Annotated in this window: 17 protein-coding genes; 8 read left to right on the top strand and 9 right to left on the bottom strand. The window is 55.9% G+C overall.

Annotated elements, in window-relative coordinates; genetic code table 11:
- Positions 1–3: 3 nt before the first annotated feature.
- The 3 genes from RISK_RS13055 to RISK_RS13045 all read right to left on the bottom strand — a co-directional run bounded on the left by RISK_RS13055 (position 4) and on the right by RISK_RS13045 (position 4,059).
- Complete coding sequence (locus tag RISK_RS13055) at positions 4–1,473, bottom strand: hypothetical protein (RefSeq protein WP_047814731.1); 1,470 nt, start codon at positions 1,471–1,473, stop codon at positions 4–6.
- A 97-nt stretch (positions 1,474–1,570) separates the two neighbouring features.
- On the bottom strand, positions 1,571–2,326 hold the full coding sequence (gene bshB1, locus RISK_RS13050) for a bacillithiol biosynthesis deacetylase BshB1 (RefSeq protein ID WP_047814730.1): 756 nt from the start codon (positions 2,324–2,326) through the stop codon (positions 1,571–1,573).
- Positions 2,323–4,059: an outer membrane protein assembly factor BamB family protein gene (locus RISK_RS13045; RefSeq protein WP_083434958.1), complete on the bottom strand. Its 1,737-nt coding sequence runs from the start codon at positions 4,057–4,059 to the stop codon at positions 2,323–2,325. Before RISK_RS13045 ends, bshB1 begins: the two co-directional genes overlap by 4 nt.
- A gap of 26 nt (positions 4,060–4,085) precedes the next feature.
- On the opposite strand from RISK_RS13045, the gene RISK_RS13040 reads away from it, so the two are divergent.
- From RISK_RS13040 to RISK_RS13010, 6 genes are all read left to right on the top strand, one after another.
- Positions 4,086–4,997: a metallophosphoesterase gene (locus tag RISK_RS13040; protein WP_236696261.1), complete on the top strand. Its 912-nt coding sequence runs from the start codon at positions 4,086–4,088 to the stop codon at positions 4,995–4,997.
- Between the two features lie 247 nt (positions 4,998–5,244).
- Positions 5,245–6,810, top strand: coding sequence for a circularly permuted type 2 ATP-grasp protein (locus RISK_RS13035; protein WP_047814729.1), 1,566 nt, complete (start codon positions 5,245–5,247; stop codon positions 6,808–6,810).
- 120 nt (positions 6,811–6,930) lie between these two features.
- Positions 6,931–7,881 (top strand): alpha-E domain-containing protein, encoded by a 951-nt coding sequence (locus tag RISK_RS13030; RefSeq protein WP_047814728.1) that lies wholly within the window; start codon positions 6,931–6,933, stop codon positions 7,879–7,881.
- Positions 7,878–11,225 (top strand): transglutaminase family protein, encoded by a 3,348-nt coding sequence (locus RISK_RS13025; protein ID WP_047814727.1) that lies wholly within the window; start codon positions 7,878–7,880, stop codon positions 11,223–11,225. The genes RISK_RS13030 and RISK_RS13025 overlap by 4 nt, the downstream gene beginning before the upstream one ends.
- A 302-nt stretch (positions 11,226–11,527) precedes the next feature.
- Positions 11,528–14,185, top strand: a complete 2,658-nt coding sequence (locus RISK_RS13015) for a circularly permuted type 2 ATP-grasp protein (RefSeq protein WP_047814725.1) — start codon at positions 11,528–11,530, stop codon at positions 14,183–14,185.
- 5 nt (positions 14,186–14,190) lie between these two features.
- Entirely contained in the window at positions 14,191–15,111 is a 921-nt protein-coding gene (locus tag RISK_RS13010) for a transglutaminase family protein (protein ID WP_047814768.1), read from the top strand.
- 775 nt (positions 15,112–15,886) lie between these two features.
- Here the strand turns inward: RISK_RS13010 and RISK_RS13000 are convergent.
- The 5 genes from RISK_RS13000 to RISK_RS12975 form a co-directional block, all read right to left on the bottom strand.
- Entirely contained in the window at positions 15,887–16,912 is a 1,026-nt protein-coding gene (locus RISK_RS13000; RefSeq protein ID WP_083434954.1) for a RelA/SpoT domain-containing protein, read from the bottom strand.
- 459 nt (positions 16,913–17,371) lie between these two features.
- Entirely contained in the window at positions 17,372–19,450 is a 2,079-nt protein-coding gene (locus RISK_RS12995; protein ID WP_150122581.1) for an AAA family ATPase, read from the bottom strand.
- 643 nt (positions 19,451–20,093) lie between these two features.
- Positions 20,094–21,047 (bottom strand): ankyrin repeat domain-containing protein, encoded by a 954-nt coding sequence (locus RISK_RS12985; protein WP_236696260.1) that lies wholly within the window; start codon positions 21,045–21,047, stop codon positions 20,094–20,096.
- Between the two features lie 92 nt (positions 21,048–21,139).
- Entirely contained in the window at positions 21,140–21,496 is a 357-nt protein-coding gene (locus RISK_RS12980; protein ID WP_047814721.1) for a hypothetical protein, read from the bottom strand.
- A gap of 155 nt (positions 21,497–21,651) precedes the next feature.
- Positions 21,652–22,197 (bottom strand): hypothetical protein, encoded by a 546-nt coding sequence (locus tag RISK_RS12975; protein WP_150122580.1) that lies wholly within the window; start codon positions 22,195–22,197, stop codon positions 21,652–21,654.
- 404 nt (positions 22,198–22,601) lie between these two features.
- On the opposite strand from RISK_RS12975, the gene RISK_RS12970 reads away from it, so the two are divergent.
- Positions 22,602–23,945: a DUF1552 domain-containing protein gene (locus RISK_RS12970; protein WP_047814719.1), complete on the top strand. Its 1,344-nt coding sequence runs from the start codon at positions 22,602–22,604 to the stop codon at positions 23,943–23,945.
- Positions 23,945–26,455, top strand: coding sequence for a DUF1592 domain-containing protein (locus RISK_RS12965; RefSeq protein WP_047814765.1), 2,511 nt, complete (start codon positions 23,945–23,947; stop codon positions 26,453–26,455). Before RISK_RS12970 ends, RISK_RS12965 begins: the two co-directional genes overlap by 1 nt.
- Here RISK_RS12965 and RISK_RS12960 read toward each other — a convergent pair whose 3' ends face one another.
- The gene (locus RISK_RS12960; protein ID WP_047814718.1) at positions 26,456–26,839 is read right to left on the bottom strand and encodes a cold shock domain-containing protein; all 384 of its coding nucleotides are present in this window, start codon (positions 26,837–26,839) and stop codon (positions 26,456–26,458) included. It lies immediately after the preceding gene.
- Positions 26,840–26,843: the final 4 nt, after the last annotated feature.

Genomic DNA, 26,843 nt, shown 5'->3' with positions numbered 1-26,843 from the left:
GATTCACGTCACCCGTCCGAGCAGCTCGCTCGGGCGGGTTTTTTCGTGGGAAGAACTTGAAATGTCTTCTCGCTGTTGCAACCAACGACGCCAGTTGTTCGTGTAGGCTTCCAAGAATTGGTCGGTGGTGGCTGCGTCCCAGGCTTCGCGGTTCCAGGAGGCGGAGATGCAGATTTGGCCCCAGTTGATGCAAATTCCTAACGAGACATTCGTACCCTCCCGAGCTGGGGGCGATCCGAGCGCGTTGCGAAGAGTTGCGTCACCGATCTGGAGCTGCCCATCGACCTCTGGAAAGAACTTTCTCATCCCGCGTGAAAGATCGCCGGTGTAGGTGACGACACTGGTCGTCATCTGTCGGCTGTGATCGATGACCCAACGCATGAACCGAGGATGCTGGATGGCAGCGCTCATGCCGTCCAGGAAATCCATGTGCACGCGGGAATCTTTGATCGCCAGGATTTCATCGGCGACACCTTGAACCAACCCATTCGCATCATCGCATTGGTCCTTGCGGCGACCCAAGAACGCAAAACTGAGCCGATTGGTGGCTGGCAAATCCAGGTCCTTTCGCGATCGCAAATCCACTGGCATCATCACTCGGTAGCGGACCGCTTTTCCATCGCCATGCGTCTGTTCCCATTGCTCAAAGGTTTGGAACAGCATCGCGATGGCGAGGTCGTTGACTCGGATCGATGCGTCGCTGCAAGCTTTTTCAATGGTGGTGGATTCGTCCTTGCTGAACAGGATGTGTCGCAAGGGTTCGCCCGAGGAAGCCTCGTTTGAGACACCGTCCCGTTCCTTGACGGCGATGGGGGGCTTGGAGAGAACGGCGGGGCGTTGGAAGTGAAAGTAATAGGCATTCCGAATTCGATCCCAGGTCGTCAACGGACGTTTGGGTGGCTTGGAAAGCAGTTCGGTAAAATCGTACCTGTCACGAAGACGCTCTGCATTGGGTGCGGATCGCGATGATTTCCGAGACGTTTTCCCGCAGTCAGGGTCACCCGTTGCACGCGCATAGCGAGTGAACGTGCCCAATATCACCTGTCGAACTCCGACGCCGTCACTGCACGCATGATGCACCTGAACATACAAACGGCTGCCTGCTTCTTCGGGGACATACCAGAATCGACAACCTGGTTCCTGAAACAGATCGAAGGGTTGGGGCCTGGGATTGTCGGCCGGCCCGGTGGTCAATGGCAGGTCATCGTTGGTCAGCACTCGCGGTGTGAGATCAGGATCGAAGTTCCAGAACAACCGCGCACCTTCGCGAACCAATTTGCAGGACAACAGTGGGTGATCCTGGGCCGTCTCCTCCAGTGCGGTCTGAAGGACTGGCAGTTGCAAAGGCGTTGAAAATTGCATCTCGATGTAGCTGACGATGGGACACGATTGCCGTTCGTCCAAGACGAAGAACGTTTCCAGTGGCGTCAGCGGCAATGGAAACAGCGGCTTGGCGGCGTCCTGAGCGGGCATGTCGAAAACCGATGCATCAAAGAAGAGGGAGCAAAACGCTCGAGAAAATAGGCTACTTCGGCCCCGGCCAAATGCAATTTGTGAGTTGGGTTTCTGCTCAGAGCAAATCTCGCAAACTGGCCATTGCAAGCGGTTCTTTTGTTGCAAACGGTTCTCCATATTGCCGATCGATCAGGCGGCCCCAGTGAGCGGCATCGTCCCGGAAGCGATCGGTCAGGCTGGGCGGTCCCGGGTCTCGACCGATGATGAATTGGCTCTCGTAGGCGCGAATGGATTCCAGTTTGCGGTCCCATTGTTCGGAAATGTCCACGATCCAGCTGGGTTGCACCGCCAAACGAAGATGAATGCAGAAGTAGTAGTAGAGGCGTTCAGGATGGTGTCGCGGACCGGGCATCGGCGTTTTGCTCAGCTTCGCATGAAAGCGAGCGGCTTCAACCAACTGAGTCGCGGCAACGTGGTCGGGGTGTGCGTCATGGAAGTAGGGTGCGAACAACCATCGTGGTCGCAAACATCGAATGAAGGAGGCGATGTGTTCGCGAGCGGGCAGGGTGGCTTCGACCGCGCGGTTGGTTAACCCAGCGTTGCCCCGCCAAGTCAGCTTCATGATTTCCGACGCTCGAGCGGTTTCGCGGCTGCGAATTTCGAGGCTGCCGTGCGGGGTGGGTTCGCCGCTGGTCAGGTCCAACACGCCGACACGCATGCCTTCATCGATCATTCGCATGATCGTCCCGCCCATGCCCAGTTCCGCATCATCGGGGTGAGGAGCAACCACGAGAAAATCGAGTGGTTCGATTTTCTCGAAATCGGGGTAGGGGTCTGAATTTGGGAACACGGAGGAAGAAAGGGATGTCATTGAGGCAGCTCCAGTGCGATGGCTTGGTGTGCGTTTCGAACCAGGATCAGGTTGCCGACCACGGTGGGAATGTTCCAGGTCTTGTGTTGCAGGGCGGGGATGCGAAGCAACTCGCGATAATCATCAGGCTCAGCGGCGACCAACACGACTTCGCCCTCTTCAGCTTGCACAACCAGAACGTCCTCGACCAAGATCGCTTGTCCTTGTCCAAAGCGATCGCGACGGGATTGTTCCCACAGTCGTTTGCCGGATTCGATTTCAACCGCTTGCAAGGCACCGTTGCTCAAGGCATAGGCGATGCCGTCTTGGACCAACGCATGGTTGAATTTGGTTTTTAGGATACGCGATGAATGCCAGATTTCATTCACCACGAAATCGGACGTTTCGGAAGAGGCTGTGTCCGATGCGGATGGGGTATCGGTTCGCGTGACTTCGATCAGCGAACTGCCACCGCCGTAGCCTTTGCCGATCAGGAACTGATCCTCGCCTGCAGGAATCGCGGCGGCACAGTTCGCACCGGAGTTCGATTTGCCTTCCCAGGGGAACGACCAAAGCACTTCGCCTGAGGCAATATCGTGCCCCGTGATGTCCGCTTCGTTGACCGCGACGATCTGACGTTGGCCGCCAAGGGTCATGACCATCGGAGATGCGTAGCTGATTTGTTGTTCGCCGGCTCGCCAGCGTGTTTCCCCCGTGGCAGCATCCAGGGCAATCAGCGACCGTCCGGCATCTGATTCTGAATCGGGGCCGCCAAGTGGAAGCACGCAGAGATTGTCGACCATCAGTGGCGATCCTGACCGGCCCCAAGAGATGGCTGCTTCCGAATCCTCTTGGTTCCAACTCGTGATTTCCAACAAGTCACGTTGCCAGAGGATTTTGCCGTCGGAGAGGTTCAAGCACCAAACGGTTCCTGTGGCACCTTGGGCGTAGACTTTTCCCGGAGAAAATTCGGTGGCAGGGGTGATGGTGGGGGTGGATCGCGGGCCGCCTCCACCGAGCGCTTGAAAGTGATTCGCTTCGTGTTCAACCAACCACAGCAATTGGCCATCCGAAAGACGATAGGCCGTGACACATTCCATCTCACCGCGTTGTTCGAGTGTCACCGCGATGCCATCAGCGACCGCAAACGAGGACCAGCCTTCGCCGATACCAATGTCCCATCGGCGGGTCACTTGATCGGCGGAAGTGGAAATGGCGAAGGCACGCTCCTCCAGAACACCCGTTCGGTTGTTGCCCAAAAACTCTCGCCACGATCCTTGCGATTCAGACGGAACGGATGCCACCAACGCGTCAGTGGGATTGGCATCGGCCAAGGGTGTCGTTTTGAGGGCGGGAGTGTCCGAGTTTTTGAATCGCCAAGAGAAGCGGGGGACCATTTCGCCCGAAAAGCTTTCGAATCGAAGGAGAGTGACCGCCGAGAGGATCAGGGCTAGGCAACCGGCCGGCACCCACCATGCTTTCCCCGCCGCCAAACTGGCACGTTGCAACTGGTAAAAAACGACCAACAAAGTGATCCCACCGGCTGCCAAACTTTGCAGCAACGCTTTTTGATAATCGGTTTCGGGGGCTCGCGATTGAATCAGTCCAATCACAATCGCCCCCGCGATCAGAGCCACCAAGGCTTTCGAACTGTGGCGGATCACCCTGCCCGCGTCGGTGGGCACGGCATTCGCGGTCTCGTACCCTGGAGAGGCCGATTCGTCAGTCGTTGGATCGGGGGGAGGAACGGTCATGGTTGACCAACCCATGCGAGAGAGAAATGTTGAAACGTAGAAAAAAACAGTTGTCAGAGCACGGTAACACGTCGCCCAGGTTGGCGGAATTAGTTCCCGATCCCGATCTCGCGGATCCCGTTCAGCTGGCCTTCATCTCCGATTTACACCTGTTCAGCTCGCGTTGCCACATCGAACGCCACGAGGCCACGATTCGGCGGGCCATCGAGGCCTCCAACGTCTGTGTTTGGGGAGGCGACCTGTTCGACTTCTGCTGGAGTCGGCTCGGCGATGGGGATGTCTCGCGAAATGCTGCGATTGAATGGTTGGAAGCCTGGCGAGCCGAATTTCCGGACAAGGTTTTCATTTACCTCAATGGGAATCACGACGCGCAAGCCTCGTTTCGCCAATCACTTCGGGAATGGGCGCTGCCGTATCAGCAAGAGAGCGATCCCCCATCGGTCTCCGATCCCGGCGGTTTGGGATCGGATTCGACGGAGGCCGCGGCGCGTGTTCGATTGCGATTGCAGCCTGGTGCCGTCCATGTGGACTGGGACGCGGTTCGATTGGCGGATTTGTTGATGGTTCATGGGGACGTGATTGAGGGAGGCGGCCATGCCGCCGGCTTGGCCCATTATCGAAACCGTTGGGCACACGAATCGGACAAGTCACCTGCCAATTTAAAGAATGGTTTTTACGATGCGGCGGTGTCCGCGCGATTGCATTTGGCGGCCGCGGGCGTTGCTCATCGACGCCGCTCGACGTGCCTGCGTTTGCTGCATTGGGCGCGGCAGCAGCCGACTTGGTTGCACCATGACGTGCAACGAGTGGTCTTTGGACACACCCATCGATGTCTCCGCGGTGTCCATGTCGCTGGGATCGACTTCTACAACGGTGGCGCAGCGGTCAAACATGTGAAATTTGAGCCCGTGGTTTTGTCGGTTTCAGGCGGTGTTTGAGTGTCGAAAGACGGGTTTATGGCATTCACTGCACTGCTAATGCACCGCGGAGGAAAACTTGCCTTCTTTGACAAAGGCCGCCGGCAATTGGTGTCATTGGCGTCCCCCATTGCGATACACTGCAGCGTATCAGTCAGAGGCGGGCTGACCGTGAACCCCAACCATTTCGACGGTGGTTGAGAGGGATGTGTGTCGTCGTGTTTACTCTGTTAACCGGTTTCGTGAACGCGGACTGGTAGATCGCTCCATGCAAAATCAGCCGCAACAAACTCAGTCGCAGATGGCTCAGGCTCAGGCCGGTCAATCTCAAAACGGGCCAGTGCAGTCGCAATCGCAGTCGGGACAGGTGCCGTATCTAGACGGTTACCAGACCGAGTCGTTCTTCGACGAAGTCGTCGATGAAAACGCTTGTGCTCGGCCTGATTCGGTCGCATTGGTGGAATTGATCAACCGCTTGCCGCCAGGCGAACTGAACCGTCGTCAGTTGGCGATTGAGCGTTCGCTGTATCAGATGGGCATCACGTTCACGGTTTACAGCGATTCCGCTGGCACCGAAAAGATCATGCCGTTCGACATTGTTCCACGCATCATTGCACCGGATGTTTGGAGGCACATCGACAGCGGATTGAAACAGCGTATTCGCGCGTTGAATCGTTTCTTGTCGGACATCTACAACGAGCGGAAAATCATCGACGACGGGATCATTCCCGCATCGATCGTCGATTCCTGCCCGGCCTATTTGCCTGAGTGCAAGGGCTTGCGTCCGCCGCACGATGTTTGGTGCCATATCACCGGGACCGACTTGGTCCGTGACGACGACGGCAACGTGTTTGTCCTGGAAGACAACCTGCGGTGTCCTTCAGGCGTTTCGTACGTGTTGCAAAACCGTTCGGTGATGAAACGAAACTTCCCACAAGCTTTCGCGGCGTCGATGGTTCGGCCGGTCAGTGATTACCCGGCGCGGCTGTACCAGATGCTTCGCCGAATGGCGCCAAGCAATGTTGCCGATCCAAACGTCGTTGTGTTGACACCAGGCGTCTACAACAGCGCTTACTACGAGCATTCCTATCTGGCTCACCAAATGGGAGTCGAGTTGGTCGAAGGACGCGATTTGTTGGTCGAGGATGATCGCGTTTACATGCGAACGACCGATGGTCTGCAAGCCGTGGACGTGATCTATCGACGCGTCGACGACACTTTCTTGGACCCCGAAGTGTTCAATCCGAAGTCGATGCTGGGCGTCCCTGGGTTGATGTCGGCTTATCGGGCCGGCAATGTGGCTCTGGCCAACGCGCCTGGGACCGGCGTGGCCGATGACAAGGTCGTCTACGCTTATGTGCCGGAGATGATTCGGTATTACTTGGGCGAAGAACCGATCCTGTCGAACGTGCCGACCTATTTGTGTGACCGTGACGAGGATCGCGCGTACGTGCTGGATCACTTGGACGAGTTGGTGGTCAAAGCCGCTGGTGAATCGGGCGGCTACGGCATCTTGATTGGACCGCACGCCACGCCAGAAGAACGCCAAGAATTCGCTGCGAAAATCCTCGAGAATCCACGCAACTACATCGCTCAACCAACGCTGAGCCTGTCTCGGGTTCCGACCATGGTGGACGATCATTTGGAAGGACGCCACGTCGATTTGCGGCCTTACATTCTTTGTGATGGTCCCGATGACGTGTGGGTTCTGCCTGGCGGCTTGACACGTGTGGCGCTCAAGAAGGGCTGTCTCGTTGTGAACTCATCCCAAGGTGGCGGCAGCAAAGACACTTGGGTGGTGGCCCAAGCTGGTGAAACGGTCGCTCGGCCGTAACGCATATTGGTGGCCGGGTTCCATCCGCACGATGGCTCCGCCGCCTTCGTCTGTATTCTCTGTCGTCGCTTCCGTCGCAATCCCACCGTCGCTTTTACTTTTCTTCGCTGACCCACTGATATGCTTTCACGCGTTGCTGAATCCGTCTACTGGATGAGTCGCCAAGTCGAACGTGCAGAAAACATCGCACGTTTCTTGGAGGTCACTCTGAACTTGATTTTGGATCAACCCGAGAACTTGGTTGATCCTTGGAGCCCGTTGGTGCAAGTCACGGGGGACGAAGAGTGGTTCGAGGCGAAGTACGGCAAACCAGACAGTCGCAATGTGGTTCAGTTCCTCGCCTTTGACGACGAGTATCCGAACAGCATGGTTTCTTGCCTGGGTGCCGCGCGAGAAAATGCGAGGGGCGTTCGCGAAACGTTGTCGTCCGAGGCATTTGAACAGCTCAATCAGTTTTATCTTTTCGTCGGCGAAGCCTCGCCCGCCGCGGCGACCGACCCGACCAGTCAGTTCTTTGATGCGGTTCGGAAGCAGACACTGCTGTGGAGTGGCGTGTTTGCCAGCACCATGGACCAGGACATTGGTTGGCACTTTGCAAACTTAGGACGAATGCTCGAACGCGCCGACAAGACTTCTCGCATCTTGGACGTGAAGTACTTCAACCTGCTACCCAACCTGGCGGACGTCGGCACCGCCGTGGACGATTTGCAGTGGTCAGCGTTGTTGCAGGCGATCAGCGGAATCGAAGCGTACCGTCGCGATCATCATCAGATTGAGATTGAGAAGGTGGTTGATTTTTTCCTGTTCAATCGCAGTTTTCCAAGATCGATCCACCACTGCATCGCCTCCGCGAACTGGTCCCTCGGGGAAATTGAAGAAGAGTCCTCCAGCAACATCCCCCGAACAGCCGGCCCCATCCTCGACGCTCTGCAACACCGCTTGGCTCACACTCAGGTCGAAGAGGCTCTGGCGGGCGGCATGCATCAATTCATTGATTCCGTGCAAACCGAGGTGAATCGCATCGGTGAGGCTCTTGGTCAAGACTATTTTCAAATCTCGGTAAATTCATGACGATCCGCGTCGCGCTCCATCACAAGACTTCGTACCACTACGAACGGCCGATCATGGTCGGACCTCAGCAGGTTCGATTGCGTCCGGCCTATCACGGTCGGACCCCGATCGTGTCGTACAATTTGGCGATCTCGCCCGAGGACCATTTTTGCAATTGGCAGCAGGATCCGTTCGCGAACCCTGTTGCGCGGTTGGTGTTCGAAAAGCCGACGGATCATTTGACGGTTTGTGTGGACTTGGTCGCCGACATGACGGTCATCAATCCGTTTGAGTTCTTCGTGGACGATTCGGCCCAAGGATGGCCGTTCGAATACGACGCGCAAGCCAAGCGGCAATTGGCCAGTTATCTCGCACCCGTCGAGATGACTCCCAAGTTCGCGAAGTGGTTGGAGACGCTTCCTAAGAAGTCCGAGCGAATCATTGACTTCCTGGTGGATGTCAATCGAGCCGCCCAAGAAAAAATCGACTACAAAATCCGAATGGAACCGGGCGTTCAATCGCCCGAGGAAACCTTGACGTTGTGCAGCGGATCCTGCCGCGATTCGGCATGGTTGTTGGTCAATGCATTTCGTCACATGGGCATGGCATCGCGGTTTGTGTCGGGTTACCTGATTCAGCTGACCGCCGATCAAGAATCGTTGGATGGTCCCAATGGTCCCACCGAAGATTTCTGTGATTTGCACGCTTGGACCGAGGTCTATCTGCCTGGCGCTGGATGGGTCGGATTGGATCCAACCAGTGGTTTGATGGCCGGCGAAGGTCACATCCCGTTGGCATGCACCCCCTCGTTCACAGATGCTGCACCGATTATCGGCGGGCATGAACCGTGTGAGGTGGAGTTCGAACACGAGATGACCGTCACTCGGGTCCATGAAGACCCACGTGTGACAAAACCGTATGCAGACTCCACTTGGAAGGAGATCCTGCAGGCCGGTCGAGAGATTGATGAACAACTGGAAGCCGCCGATGTGCGACTGACAATGGGCGGCGAACCCACGTTTGTCTCGATCGACAACATGGATGATCCGCAGTGGAACACCGACGCGGTCGGTGAAGAGAAGCGTGTGCTCAGCAACGTCTTGCTGACTCGGCTTCGTGAACGCTGGGCACCGGGCAGTTTGCTGCACTACGGGCAAGGCAAATGGTATCCCGGTGAGTCATTGCCACGTTGGGCGTTGACCTGTTTGTGGCGTCGCGATGGGCAATCGATCTGGCACGACGATCAATGGATCGGTGATGAAGGGAAGGACTACGGGCACACTCATCAGGACGCGGAACGCTTTGTCAAATCGCTCGCTCGAGAGCTGAATGTCAATGCACGGATGGCATTCCCGGTCCACGAGGATGTCTTTCACTACTTGTGGAAAGAAAATCGGCTGCCGATCGATGTGGATCCTTCGGATCCGAAACTGGAGGACCCCAACGAACGTGCCATGATGATGCGGACGTTCAACGCGGGTCTAGGATCACCGGTTGGATTTGTTTTGCCTGTTCGACGAGCTTGGTGGCAAGCTCGTCCGGGTTGGATCAGTGGCCGATGGCCCGTTCGCAGCGAGCAGGTGTATTTGATCCCTGGTGATTCGCCCATTGGTTTGCGATTGCCACTGGATCGATTGCCAGTTTCCTCGGCATCGGAAGCCCCGTTCTACACCACACCCATGGATCCCACTGCTCCCCATGGGCCTTTGCCAACCTCGAGCATGCCGCGGGGCAACGAACAGGATCCACGCGGCCAACACCGTGAAGATTCTCGAGAAGAAGGTCGGACACGGATTCATCCTCAGGTCTTGGATGAAGAAGACGATGACAATTTGCCGACCAGCGAAGACGTGGTGCAAACGGCGCTTTGTGTGGAATGCAGGTATGGGCGTTTGTATGTTTTCATGCCCCCGACGCAGCGGATCGAAGACTACTTGGATTTGATCAGGGCGATCGAGCAAACCTGTGTGTCGACGCAATTGCCCGTCATCATCGAGGGCTATTTGCCGCCATCCGATGATCGAATTGAATTGTTCAAAGTCACTCCGGATCCCGGCGTGATCGAAGTCAACACGCAACCCACGGCCTCATGGGACGCTTTGGTTGAATTGACCGAATCGCTGTATCACGAAGCCCGCAAGTCGCGGTTGGGAACGGAGAAGTTCGACCTGGATGGTTATCACACCGGGACGGGTGGCGGGAATCACATTGTCTTGGGTGGACGCTCCACCAACGAAAGCCCGTTCTTGCGTCGACCGGATTTGTTGGCCAGTTTCATTCGTTTTTGGAACAACCACCCCTCGCTGTCCTACATGTTCAGCAGCCGGTTCATTGGCCCGACCAGCCAAGCACCTCGGATGGATGAGGCGAGACAAGACGCGTCCTACGAAATGGACATTGCACTGAGTCAGTTGCCGCCAACGGAGACAGATGTTCCGCCGTGGTTGGTTGATCGACTGTTCCGCGACTTGATGGTCGATTTGACAGGCAACACACACCGCGCTGAAATCTGCGTCGACAAACTGTATTCGCCCGATAGTTCGACTGGACGTTTGGGGCTGCTTGAGCTGCGTGGTTTTGAAATGCCACCGCACGAACAAATGAGTCTGGCTCAGCTGTTGTTGATCCGGTCCTGTGTCGCCGCATTTTGGCAGCAACCCTACGACCGTCCGATTCAACACTGGGGAACGCGTCTTCACGATCAGTTCTTGCTGCCGCACTTTGCGTGGCAGGACATCACGCAATTGATCGGAGAACTCAATGCCAAGGGATCTCCGATGTCAGCGGATTGGTTCGCGGTGCATCACGAGTTCCGATTCCCGTTGATTGGCGAGATGGTCCTGGACGGAATGCGAGTGGAGCTCCGCAGCGCCATCGAACCGTGGTACGTGATGGGTGAAGAACCTGGCTCGAGTGGGACGACTCGATTTGTTGATTCGTCGCTGGAACGATTGCAGGTGTTGGTGGAAGGTTTGGAACCAGATCGCCATGCGTTGATTGTGGCGGGACGTGAAGTTCCGCTGCATGCCACCGGAGTCGCTGGGCAATACGTCGCTGGCATCCGCTATCGAGCGTGGCAGCCGCCTCGCTGTTTGCATCCCACGATCGGTGTTCACACGCCGTTGCGATTTGATTTGGTGAATCGTTCGGCGTGTCGTTCTATCGGGGGTTGCACCTATCACACGGTGCACCCAGGCGGACTCAGTCATGAACGGTTCCCGGTCAATCCGAAGGAAGCAGAATCACGACGCGCGTCGCGGTTCCGTCCCTTCACGCTGACTGGTGGCGAAATCGTGATGCCTGGGTTGCCAGCGCGAACTGGGTTCGAGCCGTTCCCGGTCACGATGGATTTGCGACGCAGTTAGGATGTCCTCGCGAACCCAGCCCGGGGAGGGGGCCCGGGCATGGGAAACGGCGTGTGATGGCCTCCCCCGGAAATCTCGCTGAACGCTCGTTTTCCGACCCCTCCCGTTTCACGGGTGGGGGTCTGCAAGTCACTGCTGGAGCGGCACTTCAAAACGCCACGACCTCGGAGGGAGAGGTGGGCGGAAAAGGTGAAGTGCATTTGCTGATCTGGTCATTCGTCGAATCCATGGGCTCGGTTACAATGGTTTCAGTGCTCAACCGCGACGAAGAAGTTTGACCCCGTTGGAACATCCTCGGGTCGATCCTGTTGCCAACCCCGATCGAATCACAGGTGAACGTGCCGACTCCCACCGCGACAGCTCCGTCCAATGATTTGCCATCGGGATCCCCACTTGGGCTGTCGTTGGCAAATTACGCTTCGATCGCGGAACGCTTTGACGAGTGCCGTCTGCCTGATGGTGCTTTGCGGCCGTGTTGGAAGAGCATTGCCGATGAAGTCTTGGCACTTGGCTCGTCAGGACTGAATGATCGTGAATCGCAAATTGAACAGCTGATTCGCGAAAACGGTTCGACGTTTCAAATTGACACCGGTGAAGGCACCCAGACCCGTCCTTGGCAATTGGCGACGGTGCCGATGGCCATCGCTGATCAAGATTGGAATCGGTTGGTCGTTGGATTGACGCAACGGACCCGAGTTCTGGAAGCCATTTTGGCGGACTTGCTCGGACCTCAGCGTCTGATTCGCGAGCGAGTTTTGCCACCGGAGTTGTTGTGGGACAACCCTCGGTTCCTGCGTGTTTATCACAACTTGCCCGTTTCGGCGGGGCATCGATTGCATTTGGTTGGTTTCGATGTGGCTCGTGCCAGTGATGGTGGATGGTGGGTCACCGGCGATCGCACTCGGGCCCCCAGTGGATTGGGGTATCTGCTTGAGAATCGCATTGTTCACGGACGTGTGTTCCCGCATTTGAGTCGCGCCGCGAATGTGCGTCGGTTGGCATCGTTTTTTGGATCGATGCGGCGTCATTTTCGGTCGCTGGCTCCACGCCAAGACGGCAACCCACGAGTCGCCTTGCTGACGCCGGGCCATGGCAGCTATCGCGATTTCGAAGATGCCTACCTCGCTCGCTACTTGGGGTACACGTTGGTCCAAGGTCGTGACTTGGCGGTTCGTGGCGAACGTCTGCACTTGAAGACGTTGGGTGGCTTGCTTCCCATCGAAGTCCTATGGCGCCATGTCTCGGATCGGAAATGTGATCCGTTGGAATTGGATCCGCATTCCACCGAAGGGGTGACAGGATTGTTGCGATGCAAACGCGGTGGGCAATTGGCGGTCGTCAACTCGATCGGAAGCGTGATCGCGGAGATGCCTGCCTTGATTCCGTTTTTGCCAGCTGCTGCGAAGTTGTTGTTGGGGGAAACGCTTCAGCTTCCTAGCGTCGCAACGTACTGGTGCGGGGCAGAAAAGGAACGTCGCTATGTGCTGGAGCATCTGGATGAATTGGTCATCCGGGATGCGTTTGCGGTCAGCGACACTCGGCCGGTGATGCCGATCCGTTGCAGTGCGGAAGAGAAGGAAGCCTTGGTTCGTCGCATCAAGGCACAACCCAATCGATTCGTCGGGCAACATCGTTTTTCACACAGCATCACTCCGGTGTGGCAACGAGAACGTTTCGAGCCCTGGCATGTGTCGCTCCGCACGTTTGTTCTCCAGACGAAGACCAACATCGAAGTCTTGCCGGGTGCGTTGGCACGCGTCAGTCCGAAAGAAGATTTGCTTAGCAACTCACCGACGCAGGGTCAGTTGACACAAGATTGCTGGATTGTCAGCGACAAACCGGTGGACCATGAAACGACGTTGTTGTCCCACGACGAAAGCACCATTGTGCTGCGACGCAGCGGGGCGGAATTGCCCAGTCGTGTGGCCGAGCATTTATTTTGGTTGGGACGTTACGTCGAACGTTGTGAATCGATTGCCCGTTTGCTTCGAACAACCTTGGCGCGTTTGGTTGGCGAAGATGAACTGAGCGACCTGCCTGAGATGTCGAGGTTGGTCGCGGCGTTGGCCGCGGTTGGTCAGCTCGAACCGGACTACGTGATCGAAGGTCTCGACGGCGCCATGCCGCAACTGGACAGTGTGCTGCCTTCCAGTGTCTTTGACACGGCCAATCCGAGAGCCCTGCAGATTTCGGTGGCCAGTGCTCTGCACAACGCGACCGCTGTGCGCGACCGAATTTCACTGGACGCCTATCGCATCTTCCAAAGCATGCATTCGGATATCTCCGGTACGAAACGATCGGTGGCACCCAACGTGTCGCGTGCCATGGAGCGACTCAATCGTTTGATCACTCACTTGATGGCCTTCAGTGGTTTGACCGCGGAAAGCCTGACCCGAACACATGGTTGGCGGTTCGTTTTGCTCGGACGACGCTTGGAACGGGCGGACCAAACGGCGGAGTTGTTGCTGGCAACGATGACGCGTCCGATCGCCGATGAAGTCGGGCTCTGTGAGAGCATTCTGGATGCAACCGACAGTTTGATGACCTATCGTTCGCGGTACTTGTCATTGGTCCGTCCCGCGCCGGCAATCGATTTGATGGTCACGGATGAAACCAACCCGCGATCACTGCGTTTTCAGCTCAATGACATTCAGCAACTGCTGAGTGATCTGCCGACTGAACCAGGGCGTGTGGCGCTGGGGGCAGATGAGCGTTTGGCCCGTGAACTTCAGCACCCGTTGCTGATCGCGGACGTTGCGACGCTGACCGAGGTCAACTCAGCCGGAACCCGGGTGGAACTGGAGCGATTGCTGGAATTAGTGCAATCGAAAATCCCACAGCTGGCCAACGCAATCGCAGGACGTTACCTCATTCACACCGCTCCCGAGCAGACTCTGACCGGAGATCGCGAACAAACGCTGGATGATTCGCTGATGCCCTCTGAAACGTCTCCAAGGTGAATCCAATGCCACGGTCGGTCACTTACGACATTGTCCATGAAACGAAGTACAAATACAGCGAACCGGTTGCGGTTTGTCTGAATCAACTTCGTATGCGCCCGCAGACTCGGCCACCGTCGGTGGTCTGCAACCAGTGTTCGGTCACGATCGAACCGATGCCGGCCAAAATTGACATGCATCCGGACTACTTTGGCAATGTCGTTGATTCGTTTGCCATTGAATCGCCCCATGAATCGCTGGTGGTCAAGGTCAACAGCCAAGTGCAGGTCACTGCGATCAACCCCTTCGAATCGCAGAACATTCCAACCGTTGCCCAACTGACCAACGCGGTTCGCACGGGACAAACACAGTCGGATCTCCTCGCCAAGGAGTATGTCTTCGCTTCAGTACGTGTTCCCTTGGCGGAACACTTCGCCGAGTACGCGAAAGCGGTCATGAATGAGGACGCGTCCGTGTTGGATGCCGTGTTGAATTTGACCAAGCACATCCATCAGGATTTTCGATACGATTCGACCGCGACAGACGTTGCCACCACAACCGAAGCGGCGTTTGAGTTGAAGGCGGGAGTTTGCCAGGACTTCTCGCACGTTCAGATTGCTTGTCTGCGAAGTTTGGGTTTGCCCGCTCGGTACGTCAGCGGGTACTTGCGGACGCTGCCGCCTCCAGGGAAACCGCGATTGATCGGCAACGATGAATCGCATGCTTGGATCAGTGTTTACGCGGGGGAAACGTTGGGGTGGATTGATTTTGATCCAACCAATGCGTGCCAGATCGGCGTCGATCACATCCCGGTGTGCGTGGGCCGCGACTACGACGACATCAGTCCGATGCGGGGCATCGTGCTCGGCGGCGGTGAAACCACGCTCTCAGTCAAAGTGGATGTGGCGCCGGTCGAACTGCCGGCCGTGATCATCCCGCCTGCCTGAGGCTGGGATTGGTTCGTTGCCGTATGGGCCGATGGCAAGGCTTGGTAGGTTACCACATGGAGGCTCGAACGATGATGCTTGGCACCAGCTCCGACGATCCAGTGGCAAGAACGCTCACGAAGCGCTCCGGTGCACCGAGAGGGTTAATCTACCTCCGTCCCCTTTGAACGCTTCACTCGCACCCCACCGCTCCGAGTCGCGGGGCGACGGCATTTGAACAGCCTTGGGTTTCAACCCAAGGTCCATTCGGTTCAAATCACGGGCCCCAGTCGCGGGGCGACGGCAGTTGGCAGAAAGTGCGTCCCCACCTGTCGCCGCTCCGCGGCTTGGAACCGGTACGGGTTCACCTGGGGCCTCGGGTTGAAACCCGAGGCTGTCGAATGTCACCGCTCCGCGGTTCAGATGGGGAAAGTTTGGTGGATGGCACCCAACGGACGCACTGGACAGGGGGCCATCTTCACCGGGCTTCCCCACTTTCGCCCCGGATGGGGCAATCGTCCTTAGCTCGGGGCGGAAGCCCCGAGACCGATGACGGAACCCAGCAGGTCGCCCCGGACGGGGCCGTCGTGGGGGCTGTTTGGGCGGTTCATCGTCCCGGGGCTGACGACCCCGGCAATGGATGTGCCGGCCCTTCGGGCCTTGTCGAGCCGAGCGATGGAGCCCGGAACCGGCTCAACCGATCCGGTAGCGAGAATGCGATCGAAACGCTCCGGGGTATGGAGATGGTTAAATGACCTCCGTCCCCTTTGCGGGTGTTCCCCCTAGTCGAGTAACGTTATCTCCCCGTTGCGCGTTGACGTTTTGGGCGAAGGGCATTTACCGCATCATTGATGAGCGAAATGAAATCTGTCGCGTCAGAAAAATAGTTCTTAAATGCGAGTCTGATATCATCAGTGCTGTCACCGCGAACCAAAACGACGTCTGAGTCAGGACGCTCCTCCTCCAAGTCAAACAATGTCTGAATTGCGGTCGTTGCGTGACGATACGACTTTACTTCTAGGGCACCACCAGAGCTGATCAAGAGAATTGTGTTCTTTTTTGTCGTAATCACCGAGTCAATCGATTGAAGATTACTAAGCCGTTGACGAAGCTTCAGTTCGCGGTCGAGCTTGTCAAACTCAGAAACAACTTGCTGACTCGAAAGCTCTGGTAGCGGGCCGGTCATGTCTTCAAAATGGCGGGCAAGAAGTTCGCTGGCAAATGCCATTGCATCCCGATATCTGGTGTCACCTTTCTCAAATTTCGGCTGGCTCTCAGATACGTATGCGATTACCTCAACAGCGGTTGCCCAAGAGTGCTGCAAGAGCGTGCGATACTGAATCTCGACTAACAGCCCTGTCAACTCGCGGCCAACAGCTGAATTGACATCATAAGAGTAGACATCGTGAATTCCACGGTATCCTGTCTGCTTTGGTTTTGCAATATAGTCGTATTTCCCTTTGCTATTTCTGATGGAATGATCAAACTTTGCATTCAAAAAATTGTCGCGAAATTCGTGAAGGGTTTTGATTGACTGAAAGATTAACCGGCACCCGGCCACGTCATCCATCTGGGACAAACGCATTCTCGGATACCGTTCTAACTTCTCAAGAATGGTATTTCGTCGCTTGTGGCGTTGAGCAACTGTGATTGGAAGGGTTCGTGTGCGACCTCGCAGAATCGACTGAAACGTGTTCAGCACATTTCGATGGGCGGCACGCCAATCGTCAATTGCGCGGTAGTCTTGGTCACTCGCGTTTCCGTCGCGAACGGCTTGCCCTGCGCGGTCTACTCTGGCTTTTGAGCCTCCAGGGAATGGCATTTGTCTGCTATGAAAGGTTGGTAGTGGTTCGGCCGGTCATCAGAGGCGAGGACTGGTTTCAAAGTAGCTAGCTCAAAAGCGAAATGCAACGAATTGCGATCTAAGCGTTGGTCTGGCGTGAAAGAAGCTAACGTTGCGGTTGAGTTTGGTCGCCTGGTTGTCGCATCGATTGTGCGTTGAATTTTGTCGCCGCACTGGCACGCGAGCAACCAAGCGACCGGGACGCCGCGCGGTCGCTAGAGAACGAGTCTACCAGATACGACTCTCGGTGGTCTGGGACAATTCAGGATTCAGGCAGCGGTGACTGAGGCAGGCGGGCTAGATCTGGTCTCCTTCCCATTGCAGTTTTCACGTGCCAATCGTGAAAACTACACTACGAGAAACAACGCGGGCAGGCATCATTTTAGGGCACTCACGCATCTAAGAAGCTTGCCCCCTTTTATGCTTCTCACGATTTCGTTATGTACGTACTGGGAATGCCTTTCGAGCAATCACTTGGAACTCGTCATGCAAAAGATTTTGGTCCCCATCAGCCAGAACAAGGTTCTTGCCATGTGTGATTCGAAACGACTCACGTAGTCGTCTTAGCAACGTTTTTCCGTGTGCCAATTTCTTCGGATTTCGGTCGATGCTTTCAGCTGCTTCTGCCGCCAATTGGCCAATGTTTGTTCTGCCGAATGTGCCATTGCTACGAGCGATATCTAGCTTTCCGTTCACGTAGGTTTGAATCAACTCGCTACGATTGTCCCGGCGAAGATTGCAAAGGAGTTCGTCGAATTCGTCGCTGGAAAGATCTGGATTGTTGGCGGCGAGATAGTCTGGATTTAAGAAATGGGATTCAACATCCGTGCCGTGTGTCAACATTGGCTCAACGCGGATCCGTCGAACTGATTCTTCCCAGCCCCGGGCCTCATCCTCATCGAGGAAATCGCGATCTCGATGAACAACGATTGTCGCTTCGGCGTTTGACGATCGGATCACTTGAAGTAACGGGCGAAGGTTGCGAATTGCGGTTACGCCGTGGTAGGGCAAGACCAATGTGTGATCAGTGTCAAAACAATTCGCTTTTAATAATATTTCCAAGAGGCGGTGATTGGTGTCCTCTGTGAGGACAATAGCTCTTGCATCAATGCTGTTCACTCGCTCTCGAACGTCCAATGCGCCGATATCGAGCAAAACACCGACCTCGTCATCTTCACTGGCAACCTCAACTGTTCCGTTCCGAACCCATAGAAATCGAACGGCGCCGGAAAGTGCATCTACAACGTGGCGTGAATGGGTCGTCAGCACTACCTGCGTGTCACGTTCCTCCGCAATCGTTCGCAGTAGACCGCAGAGAAGTCTTTGGTTGTTCGGATGAAGATGCGAGTCAGGCTCATCCAACACAATCAGACTCGGGCCGAACCGGTGAATGTAGGACAGAATTTGCATCGCCTGCAAGGCGCCAGTTCCTGCCAGTTCAATTGGGACCGATTTACCTTCGTTGACGTACGAAACATCAATGAACTCATCCGTGTTGTCTTCCCACTTTACTTGAATATCGCAATCAGGAAACACCTCCCTGAGATCGTGAATGAAAGTATGCCATTCCGGCTTTCCCCACAGTCTCAACAAGATATTACGTAACACAAGGTTTGCATCACCACGAGCTAGCGTCCGCAACAGAACGCCGTCGGATACATATTGCTCGTTTTTTGAAATACCTGCCAAACCAGGGGAAAATATTGTAAATGGTTTGCTCAGGTCAGAAATCGATTCAGCGACACTTGGGTGATCAACCGTAACGTTGATGTTGCGATTCCGGCCTTTCCGAATAGAGACCGTACAATACTCACCAGTGTCTAATTCGAGCTTGACAGAGATTGCTTGATCGCGATCTTCCAACAAGCGTCCACCCGCCCCGAGGGGGTAGACGCTCTCGGTGGGGGAGTAGATCAGTTGGGAGGGATTGAGAGTCGATGCAGATCGGCGGCTTTCCGTCAGGCGTAGCGTTTGGATTACGCCCACCGTGAAATGCAATGCCTGAATAACGGAACTCTTTCCGGAGTTGTTCGCGCCAACAAGCACGTTCAACGGTTGTAAATCAAAAACCGCATCTTCGATGCGTTTGAAACGCTGAATTCGAACTGACTGTAGATGAGGCATCGATGTCCTACTGATCCGGTCAATGATTAGTGCAGATAACGAATTGCGAACGATCCGCTGGTCATGCGTTGAAAAGCCAACGTTGCGGTTGAGCTTGACGGCCTGGCTGGCGGAACGATATTGCCTTGAAATTTTGTCGCAGCAATGGGAGGTGAGCAACCAAGCGACCGGGACGCCCCCCGGTCGCGAGATTGAGTCTACCAGATACGAACCTTGGTCGTCCAAGACGGTTCCGCATCCTGGGAACGCTGGCGGAATCAGCCTGGCTGGATTTGGGCTTATCCCCTTTGCACTTTCGACCTGAGTTTCCACACCCACGATCATCCCAAGCCCGGCGGGCGACGGAGCGCAATCGTCTCTGTCACCACGTCGGGGTTTTGTTTTTTTGTGCATTCTCTTCCGGGGCCTGACGACCCCGGCAATGGCTCTGTCGACCCTTCGGGCCTTGTTGAGGTGAGCGATGGTTCCTGGCACCGGCTCCGCCGATCCGGTAACGAAAATGCTGTCGAAGTTCTCCGGGGCAGGAAGATGGTTAAACTACCTCCGTCCCCTTTATGGGGCTCGCCCCGGATGGGGCGATCGTCGGTAGCTCGGGGCGGAAGCCCCGAGACCGATGACGGAACCCAGCAGGTCGCCCCGGACGGGGCCGTCGTGGCGACTGTTTGGGCGGTTCATCGTTCCGGGGCCTGACGACCCCGGCAATGGATGTGTCGACCCTTCGGGCCTTGTCGAGCCGAGCGATGGAGCCCGGAACCGGCTCAACCGATCCGGTAGCGAGAATGCGATCGAAACGCTCCGGGGTATGGAGATGGTTAAATGACCTCCGTCCCCTTTGAGCATCGCTTCAGACCGGCGACCACCGCCGCTTCGTCATTATCGCATCGTTAGCCGCCGTTGTGAATTAGGAGCCGTGGATGAGATCCCTGATCTGTTCTTTGAGTGGAAGTTTCGCTACGAGCTTGCATGCAGACAAGCCATTCTCAGTTTCGAGATCCGGGTCCGCATTGTAATCCAGCAGTAGTTTAATGACCGAAATTTATTCAGCGAGGACCGCCCACATCAAGATCGTCGACTGGCCGAATTCCTTCGAGAGAGTCTCCGCGTTTTTCACTTGGCGACGAAAATCGTTCGCGTCATCAACGAGTTGTTGCATCCTGGCCTTCCGGTCGGACGAAGGCGCATCACGCAGCACTAGATCCCACATCACATCGAGATCGCCGATAGCGCCCCGGAACAATGTGTTTGGATCAAGCCCCGACTCCAGTTTCTGCTTCAGGGCTTTTCGGTCATTGAGGACCGCATCGACGATGACATAGTCCTCAGGTTGCGCGGGAAGATAGTCGCGCAGCGTACGCGCAATGCTCTTTGCACCTGCCTGATTCTGAAGAAGATGGGCCCGACGGCCATCGAAGGACGGGATGTTTCGGCAGAGCGACTCTAAGGCGTAACGCAATGCGCTGCGACCGGTATGATCGACGCGCAGCGGATCGGCACCAGCCGCGATCAATGCGTCAAAGGTCGCTTTTCGACCGAAGGCCGACGCATACATTAGCGGTGTGCGGCCAGCGGGGTCGGCAAAGTTGACATCAACGCCAAGGTCAATCAACGCAAGTGCCTTGTCGTCTTTGCGTCTCTCTTTAATCGAGACATGCAGTGAGTTGTGTCGGTTGCCCTCGATGTTACCGCCATATTCCGCGAGCACAGCGAGTGACTGGACACCGCTGTATTCCATCACAATCCCATCGTTTGGGTCGACACCCAAATCCAAGAGCAGTCGAACAGTTTTGGGATGGTCATGTCCGAACTTACTGGCGTTGCGGAGTAACTTGTAAATGATCTCATCCGATTCAGTCAGCAATCCAGAACTGATTGCGCATTCAAGCACTGGCGCAAAACCATTGGACGAAGCGTGATCCAGTATCTCGCCCAATTCCTCGGCAGACACGCCCTTTTCGAGGCGTGAAATCATTGTCGATTCGACTTTTCGCATGACCACATTAGGTTCAATCGGGGAACGCTTGCCGTAACCGGGAACGGACAGTGGACTTTCCATTTGTAAAACCCTGCAAGACGTTCTCCGGTTCACAGCTTAGTTATCCGACCAGGTGACGGACGGAATCGAACTGCGACCATCCCAGCGAGGACAATCACAGTAGCACAAACAAGGCGGATCAGGGTACGCAACAACAAGTTGGCTTTAAGCCGCATCTTCTCATTTGCCGCGACCGATACCTCTCGTTGGAAACGGGAGTAGTCTTGGCTTGATGGATCGCACTCAAGCATTAGTTCTTGGTAAGAGATCATCCGCGAATAAGAATTTTGCAATTGCTGCGAGAAATCCGGCTGGTCACGCTGGTCAATCGCCCAAACCCATGCAAGGACTGAAATCGAAATAGCCAGTGCACACAGCGAAGCCTTAAATATGGAACTGCGAGACATGTCAGCTTGAAAAACCGTTGAAGGCAGTGAAGCAAATGGGTCTCATTCGAATAACGGTCAGCGTCACCTGGCGGTGGAAACCAATGTGATTGGAAAGCGAAGCAGGTCGCCACCACCGCTCAGTGTGCACGCAATTGTTATCCGCGCGCACTACGTCAGGACACCCAGTGTGAGGAATGCCTCACCATCCAAGAACCGTTCTCGCGTCTTGCGATGTAAATAGAGCCGCCACCCGACAGCGGACCTTGGACGACGCCGGTTGTTACCACAACCGTGTCCGCATCTCTGTACTCGAAACGCAACACTCTCGGATCAACGAATGGATTGGCTGCCATTGATTCCGCAATCAGCTCTGCATCGCGTTTGGCGATTCCCTCATCAATGTAAAATTTGAGACGATGGAGGTCTGCCCTAGCAGATGCAAGTTCAATCGCATTCATACTAAAACGCCTTTGCGCGGCGGTCCGCTTTAGCTCAATAACAAATGGCTCGACCACGCGAGCGAACGAGAGTTGCTCGTCGTACGGAAGGCATTCGACCGTCACGTCTGAAAATGGAACAGCTTCATTTCGGTCAGCATCAGGCTGCGAGAGCGTCAAAATGCGTTCCATCTCGTCCGCAATCTCAATTGCGTTGCCATCACTCCCATTCGTCGTTACGGGCGACGCAGCGATCAAAGCGAGCAGAAACAGCCGGAACACAGTAATTCTCTTGATCGGATAACTTGTTTCTCAGTCGTTGGACCGACTGGAATATGGATTTTGGGGGTGTTTTTGCCGGTTTGTCGGTGAGAACAAGTCGAGTGTTTGGGCTTCACGGAGACTTGTTCTCAGCGAACGGGAACTTGTTCTCAGCGGCGTCTCCCCCCGTTGGGTTGTGTTCAGTTTGTCCGAATCGCTATGGCGATGCAAGCGAATCCGCTTGGGGAAAACCAGCCGCATTTGTTTGCTTGACGCCAACTCACTGGGAGAGGCTGGCTTCCCGGTTGGCGGGGCGGACTCGGTGGTGGGCGGCATTGGAACGAGCCGCACGTTTTTCCATTGCCTTGCGTCATCGCTGGTAGACTGGCGATTGGTTTTGAGATTGGTATCCCTTGGAAAGAGCGATGAGTTCGTTTTCTCGACGAAATGTTTTGCGTGCCGCGGGTGTTTCAGTGGGCTTGCCCGCGTTTGCATCCTTGCCCGCCACAAGGACTTCTGGGCAAGAGGTCCAGGGCGAATTGGCAGGGGCCCGTTCGACGCAGGCCAAGCGACGGATGGTCTGCATTGGCAACATGCTGGGGTTCTATCCCGACGCATTTTGGCCCCAGCAACCGGCTGAGAAGGCGTCCTCATCCAGCGAGCGATTGAGCAACGGTTTGATCGAACACCGGCAAATGCGGTTTGGTGAATCCAGCCAGTCGCTCGCCGAAATCGAAGATCAGTTGACCGTGATCTCGGGGTTGGACCACGGTCTCAAAGGCGGCCACTTCGCGATCCACGCGTTCTTGTCAGGCGTTCGCCAGATCGATGCGCACACGATGCCGTTGGCCAACATCACGGTCGATCAATTTGCGGCCCAATCCATCTCAGGTCAAACACGATTCCCGACGCTGACGATTGGAAGCGAAACAGGGATTCACGGTGGATGTCAGCTTTCATGGACCCGAAGCGGAACGCGAGTGCCGCCGATCCCCGGCCCACAACAATTGTTCGAAACGCTGTTTGTGGGGACCGACCCAAAGAAAAAGCAAGCTGCCGCCGAACGCATTGGACTTCAAAATTCGATTCTGGACTTGGTTCACGGAAGTGCCAAGGAGCTCGAGAAGCAACTCGACCGGCAGGATCAGCAGAAGCTCGACGAATACCTGACCTCAGTTCGCGACGTGGAGCAACGACTCGCTCTGCGAAGGAACTGGTTCGATGTTCCCAAACCAGAGGCTCCGTTTGATGCACCGCGAAATCGCAACTTGGTGGAAGATTTGCCACTGCTGTACGACCTGATCGTGTTGGCTTTGCAAACCGATTCCACACGCATCGCGACGCTTGAAATTGGTGGTGATTTCAATCCCAATGACTTGGGGATCAAAGGTGGCTACCACGCTTTGTCGCATCATGGTCAACGCCAAGAGAACATCGACAAACTGATTGCAATCGAACGTTATCAAGTCGAGCAATTCACTCGCTTCATCGATAAACTTGCCAGCACCAATGATGAACATGGGCCGTTGCTCGATCAAACGTCGGTTCTGTTTGGAAGCGGGATGGGCAATGCCAACTCTCACACCAACAGCAATTTGCCGCTCGTCGTCGCGGGCGGTGGTGCAAAGCAGGGGCGGTGGCTCGCGTTCGATGAACAGGCGAATGATCGTCCACCGCTGACCAATCTGTACGTTTCCCTGTTGCAAGATTTCGGTGTCGAAACGGATTCGTTCGGGACCAGCACGGGGACGCTCCGAGGTTGGGCGTGATGTTGCTGCCGCACCGGTTTCGATGGTTGATTGTTGGCGTTCTGTTTCCTGCGTGGTGTGGGGTGCAGGCGGAGGAACCCCAGCAGATGGATCCGGTTGGATTCCTGGAAAGCTACTGCATTGATTGCCACACTTCGGACGACCCGGCCGGCGAACGAGACCTGGAATCGTTGAACCTTGGCGAATCAGGTTTCGACACTCAGTTGTTGCAGGAAGCGATCGATGAGCTGACGCTTCGTTCGATGCCGCCTGAGGATGGGGACCAACCCTCGGAAGAAGATCGCTTGGCAGCGGTCGATGCGCTGACGCAGCGTTTGACTCAGATGAGGCAAGAGGCGACCAGCACCAACGGCCGCACGGTCTTGCGAAGGCTCACTCGACGGGAGTACCGCGAGACGATGTCGGATCTTTTGAACATCGATATGACCATGTTTGATCCGACCTTGGAGTTCCCAGCGGACAATTTGTCCCAGCACTTTGACAACGTGGGTGACACGTTGGTGATGTCGGGGCATCTGTTGGAGCGGTACCTCGATGCGGCGGACCGGTGCGTCACCAAAGCGATGGGACCCAGCGAGCGTCCCGCGATGAGCGAATGGTCGTTTCGCGGGAAGTTCCCGCAGCAAGCGGAGTTGCGGACCGCACATCGTCGCGCTTTCAACGATCGCTTCTTGTGCCTTTACGATCATCCGTTCAACGACAAAACCGAGGGTGCTTACGGCCACATCGAGTCATTTTCCAAGGGCGTTCCGGTCGATGGCACCTATGAGATTTTAGTGCGTGTCAAAGCGATGCATCGCGACACGCCGTACAGTGAACAATCGGTCAAGATTGATTTGGAGGAACCATTTCGCCTGGGCATCCGACCGGGCGACACGCGAATTGGTGACCTGCCTCACCGCCAGCCGATTCAGCCCTTGCTAGCCGAATCGATGGTGCCCGACGATGAGTTTGAGTGGATCCGATTCGAAGTCCCGCTCGATCGAGGGTTTGTGGCACGCTTCACCTTTGAAAATGGCATGCATGATGTGCGTGGGTCCTACGCTCGGATCTACCGGATGCATCGAGATTTGTTGCCAGAGAAGATTCGCAAAACAGCCGGTATCTTTCTGCAGCGCATCGCGCTGATCAGCGAGGGAAAGATCCCGCACCTGCGCATCGAAGAGGTGAAAGTTCGCGGACCGATCGCCCACGCTTGGCCGACGGCGAGCCAGCAGGCATTGTTCGGCCGCGGTGCATCCGGGGAAGAGCCATGGGATGAAGCGACGGTTCGAGATCAGATCGTACGGTTTGCAACGCGAGCCTACCGACGTCCGGTCACGGAAACCGAGATCGCGGAATTGGTGGCGTTCTACGATTCACGCCGGGCGTTGGGACAATCCTCTCGGTTGGCTTACGCGGACACCGTCAAAGCGATCTTGTGCAGCGCCGCGTTCTTGTACTTTCAAACACCGGACGCCGAGAGCGGGCAATTGTCTGAGCATGCGTTGGCGGAACGGTTGGCGTACTTCCTGACGTCGAGCATGCCCGATGCAACGCTTCGTCGATTGGCGGACGAGGGCAAACTGCACGATCCAGAAACGCTCCGTCAACAAACGCGACGGCTGTTGGACTCCGAGGAATCCGATGCGTTTGTCGCCGACTTCCTGGACAACTGGTTGGACCTTCGCTCGCTTGGATCCATGCCGCCTGACCCACGTGAGTTCGCGTTTTTCTACGCCGGGGATCTGCAAGTCGACATGAAGCGTGAGACGCAGATGTTCTTCCGTGACTTGATCGACCGAGACGATTCGTTGACCGAATTGCTCGCCGCGTCACACTCGTTTCTCAACCGTGATCTCGCGAAACTGTACGGTGTCGCCGAAGAGTTTTCTGAGGACCGGGCGACGGAGTTTCGGCGTTTTGACTTTGAGAACTCACCTGGCCAAAGACGGCTGGGGCGAGGTGGTTTGTTGGGCCAAGCCAGCATTCTGACGGTCTCGGCCAATGGGATTGAAACATCGCCCGTGACGCGAGGAGTGTGGTTGCTGGAAAACATTCTTGGAACGCCAACTCCACCACCGCCGGATGACGTGCCAACGATCGAGCCCGACACGCGAGGTGCCAAGACGATCCGTGATCAACTGTTGAAGCACCGCGAGAATGCGACGTGCTTTCAGTGTCACCGCAAGATCGACCCGCTTGGATTTGCGATGGAAGGCTTCGATGCGATTGGTCAGTCACGGAAGGTTTACGACACCAAGCCGCGGCGACCGATCGACACCTCGGGTGAACTGCCCGGAGGAGCCAAGTTTGAGGGGGTCGAAGGTTTGAAGCAGCAACTGATCAAGCGGCAAGACTTCATCGCCCGGACGGTGACGGAACGCTTGCTGATGCACGCCTTAGGAAGGCGGATCGAACCATCGGACCGAGCCGCGGTCGACGCGATGTTGAAGCCGCTCGAAGACGAGGGCTATCCAGCCGCTCAGCTGATCGAATCCATCGTGACCAGCGAGTTGTTTCGTCGCTGATCAGGACTGGTTGTCACGCCAAGTGGGGCGTCGCCGTCGAGCCTTGGGGTGGTGAAACACCAGATCGAACGTCGCGTCGCGGGCGGACAGTTTTTTGCCGTCCGGACGATCCGTTGGTCGGAAGACCTTGGCTCGCAGGCGTTTGGTGTCGTCGAATTGGTCATCGTCCAGTTCGAATTCGACGTAGGAGTCGACGTCGAAGGTTTCGCCGTTGGAGGCTTCCCACGCTTTGAAGTGAAAGAAGACATCTTCACGGAAGTCGTCGGAATCGATGAAGCCATATTCGCCCTCAGGCTTGATGACTTTGATTCGTCCCAAGCGGCGTTTCTGGATGCGAAACGGCTTTTCAGTGTCGTCGGAGTGGTCTGTTCGAGGTCGGTTCATAAGA

This window comes from Rhodopirellula islandica (genome assembly GCF_001027925.1).
GTDB classification, from domain to species: domain Bacteria; phylum Planctomycetota; class Planctomycetia; order Pirellulales; family Pirellulaceae; genus Rhodopirellula; species Rhodopirellula islandica.
The sequence above is the reverse complement of the archived record's forward strand: the minus strand, read 5'-3'. Positions and strand labels throughout refer to the sequence as shown.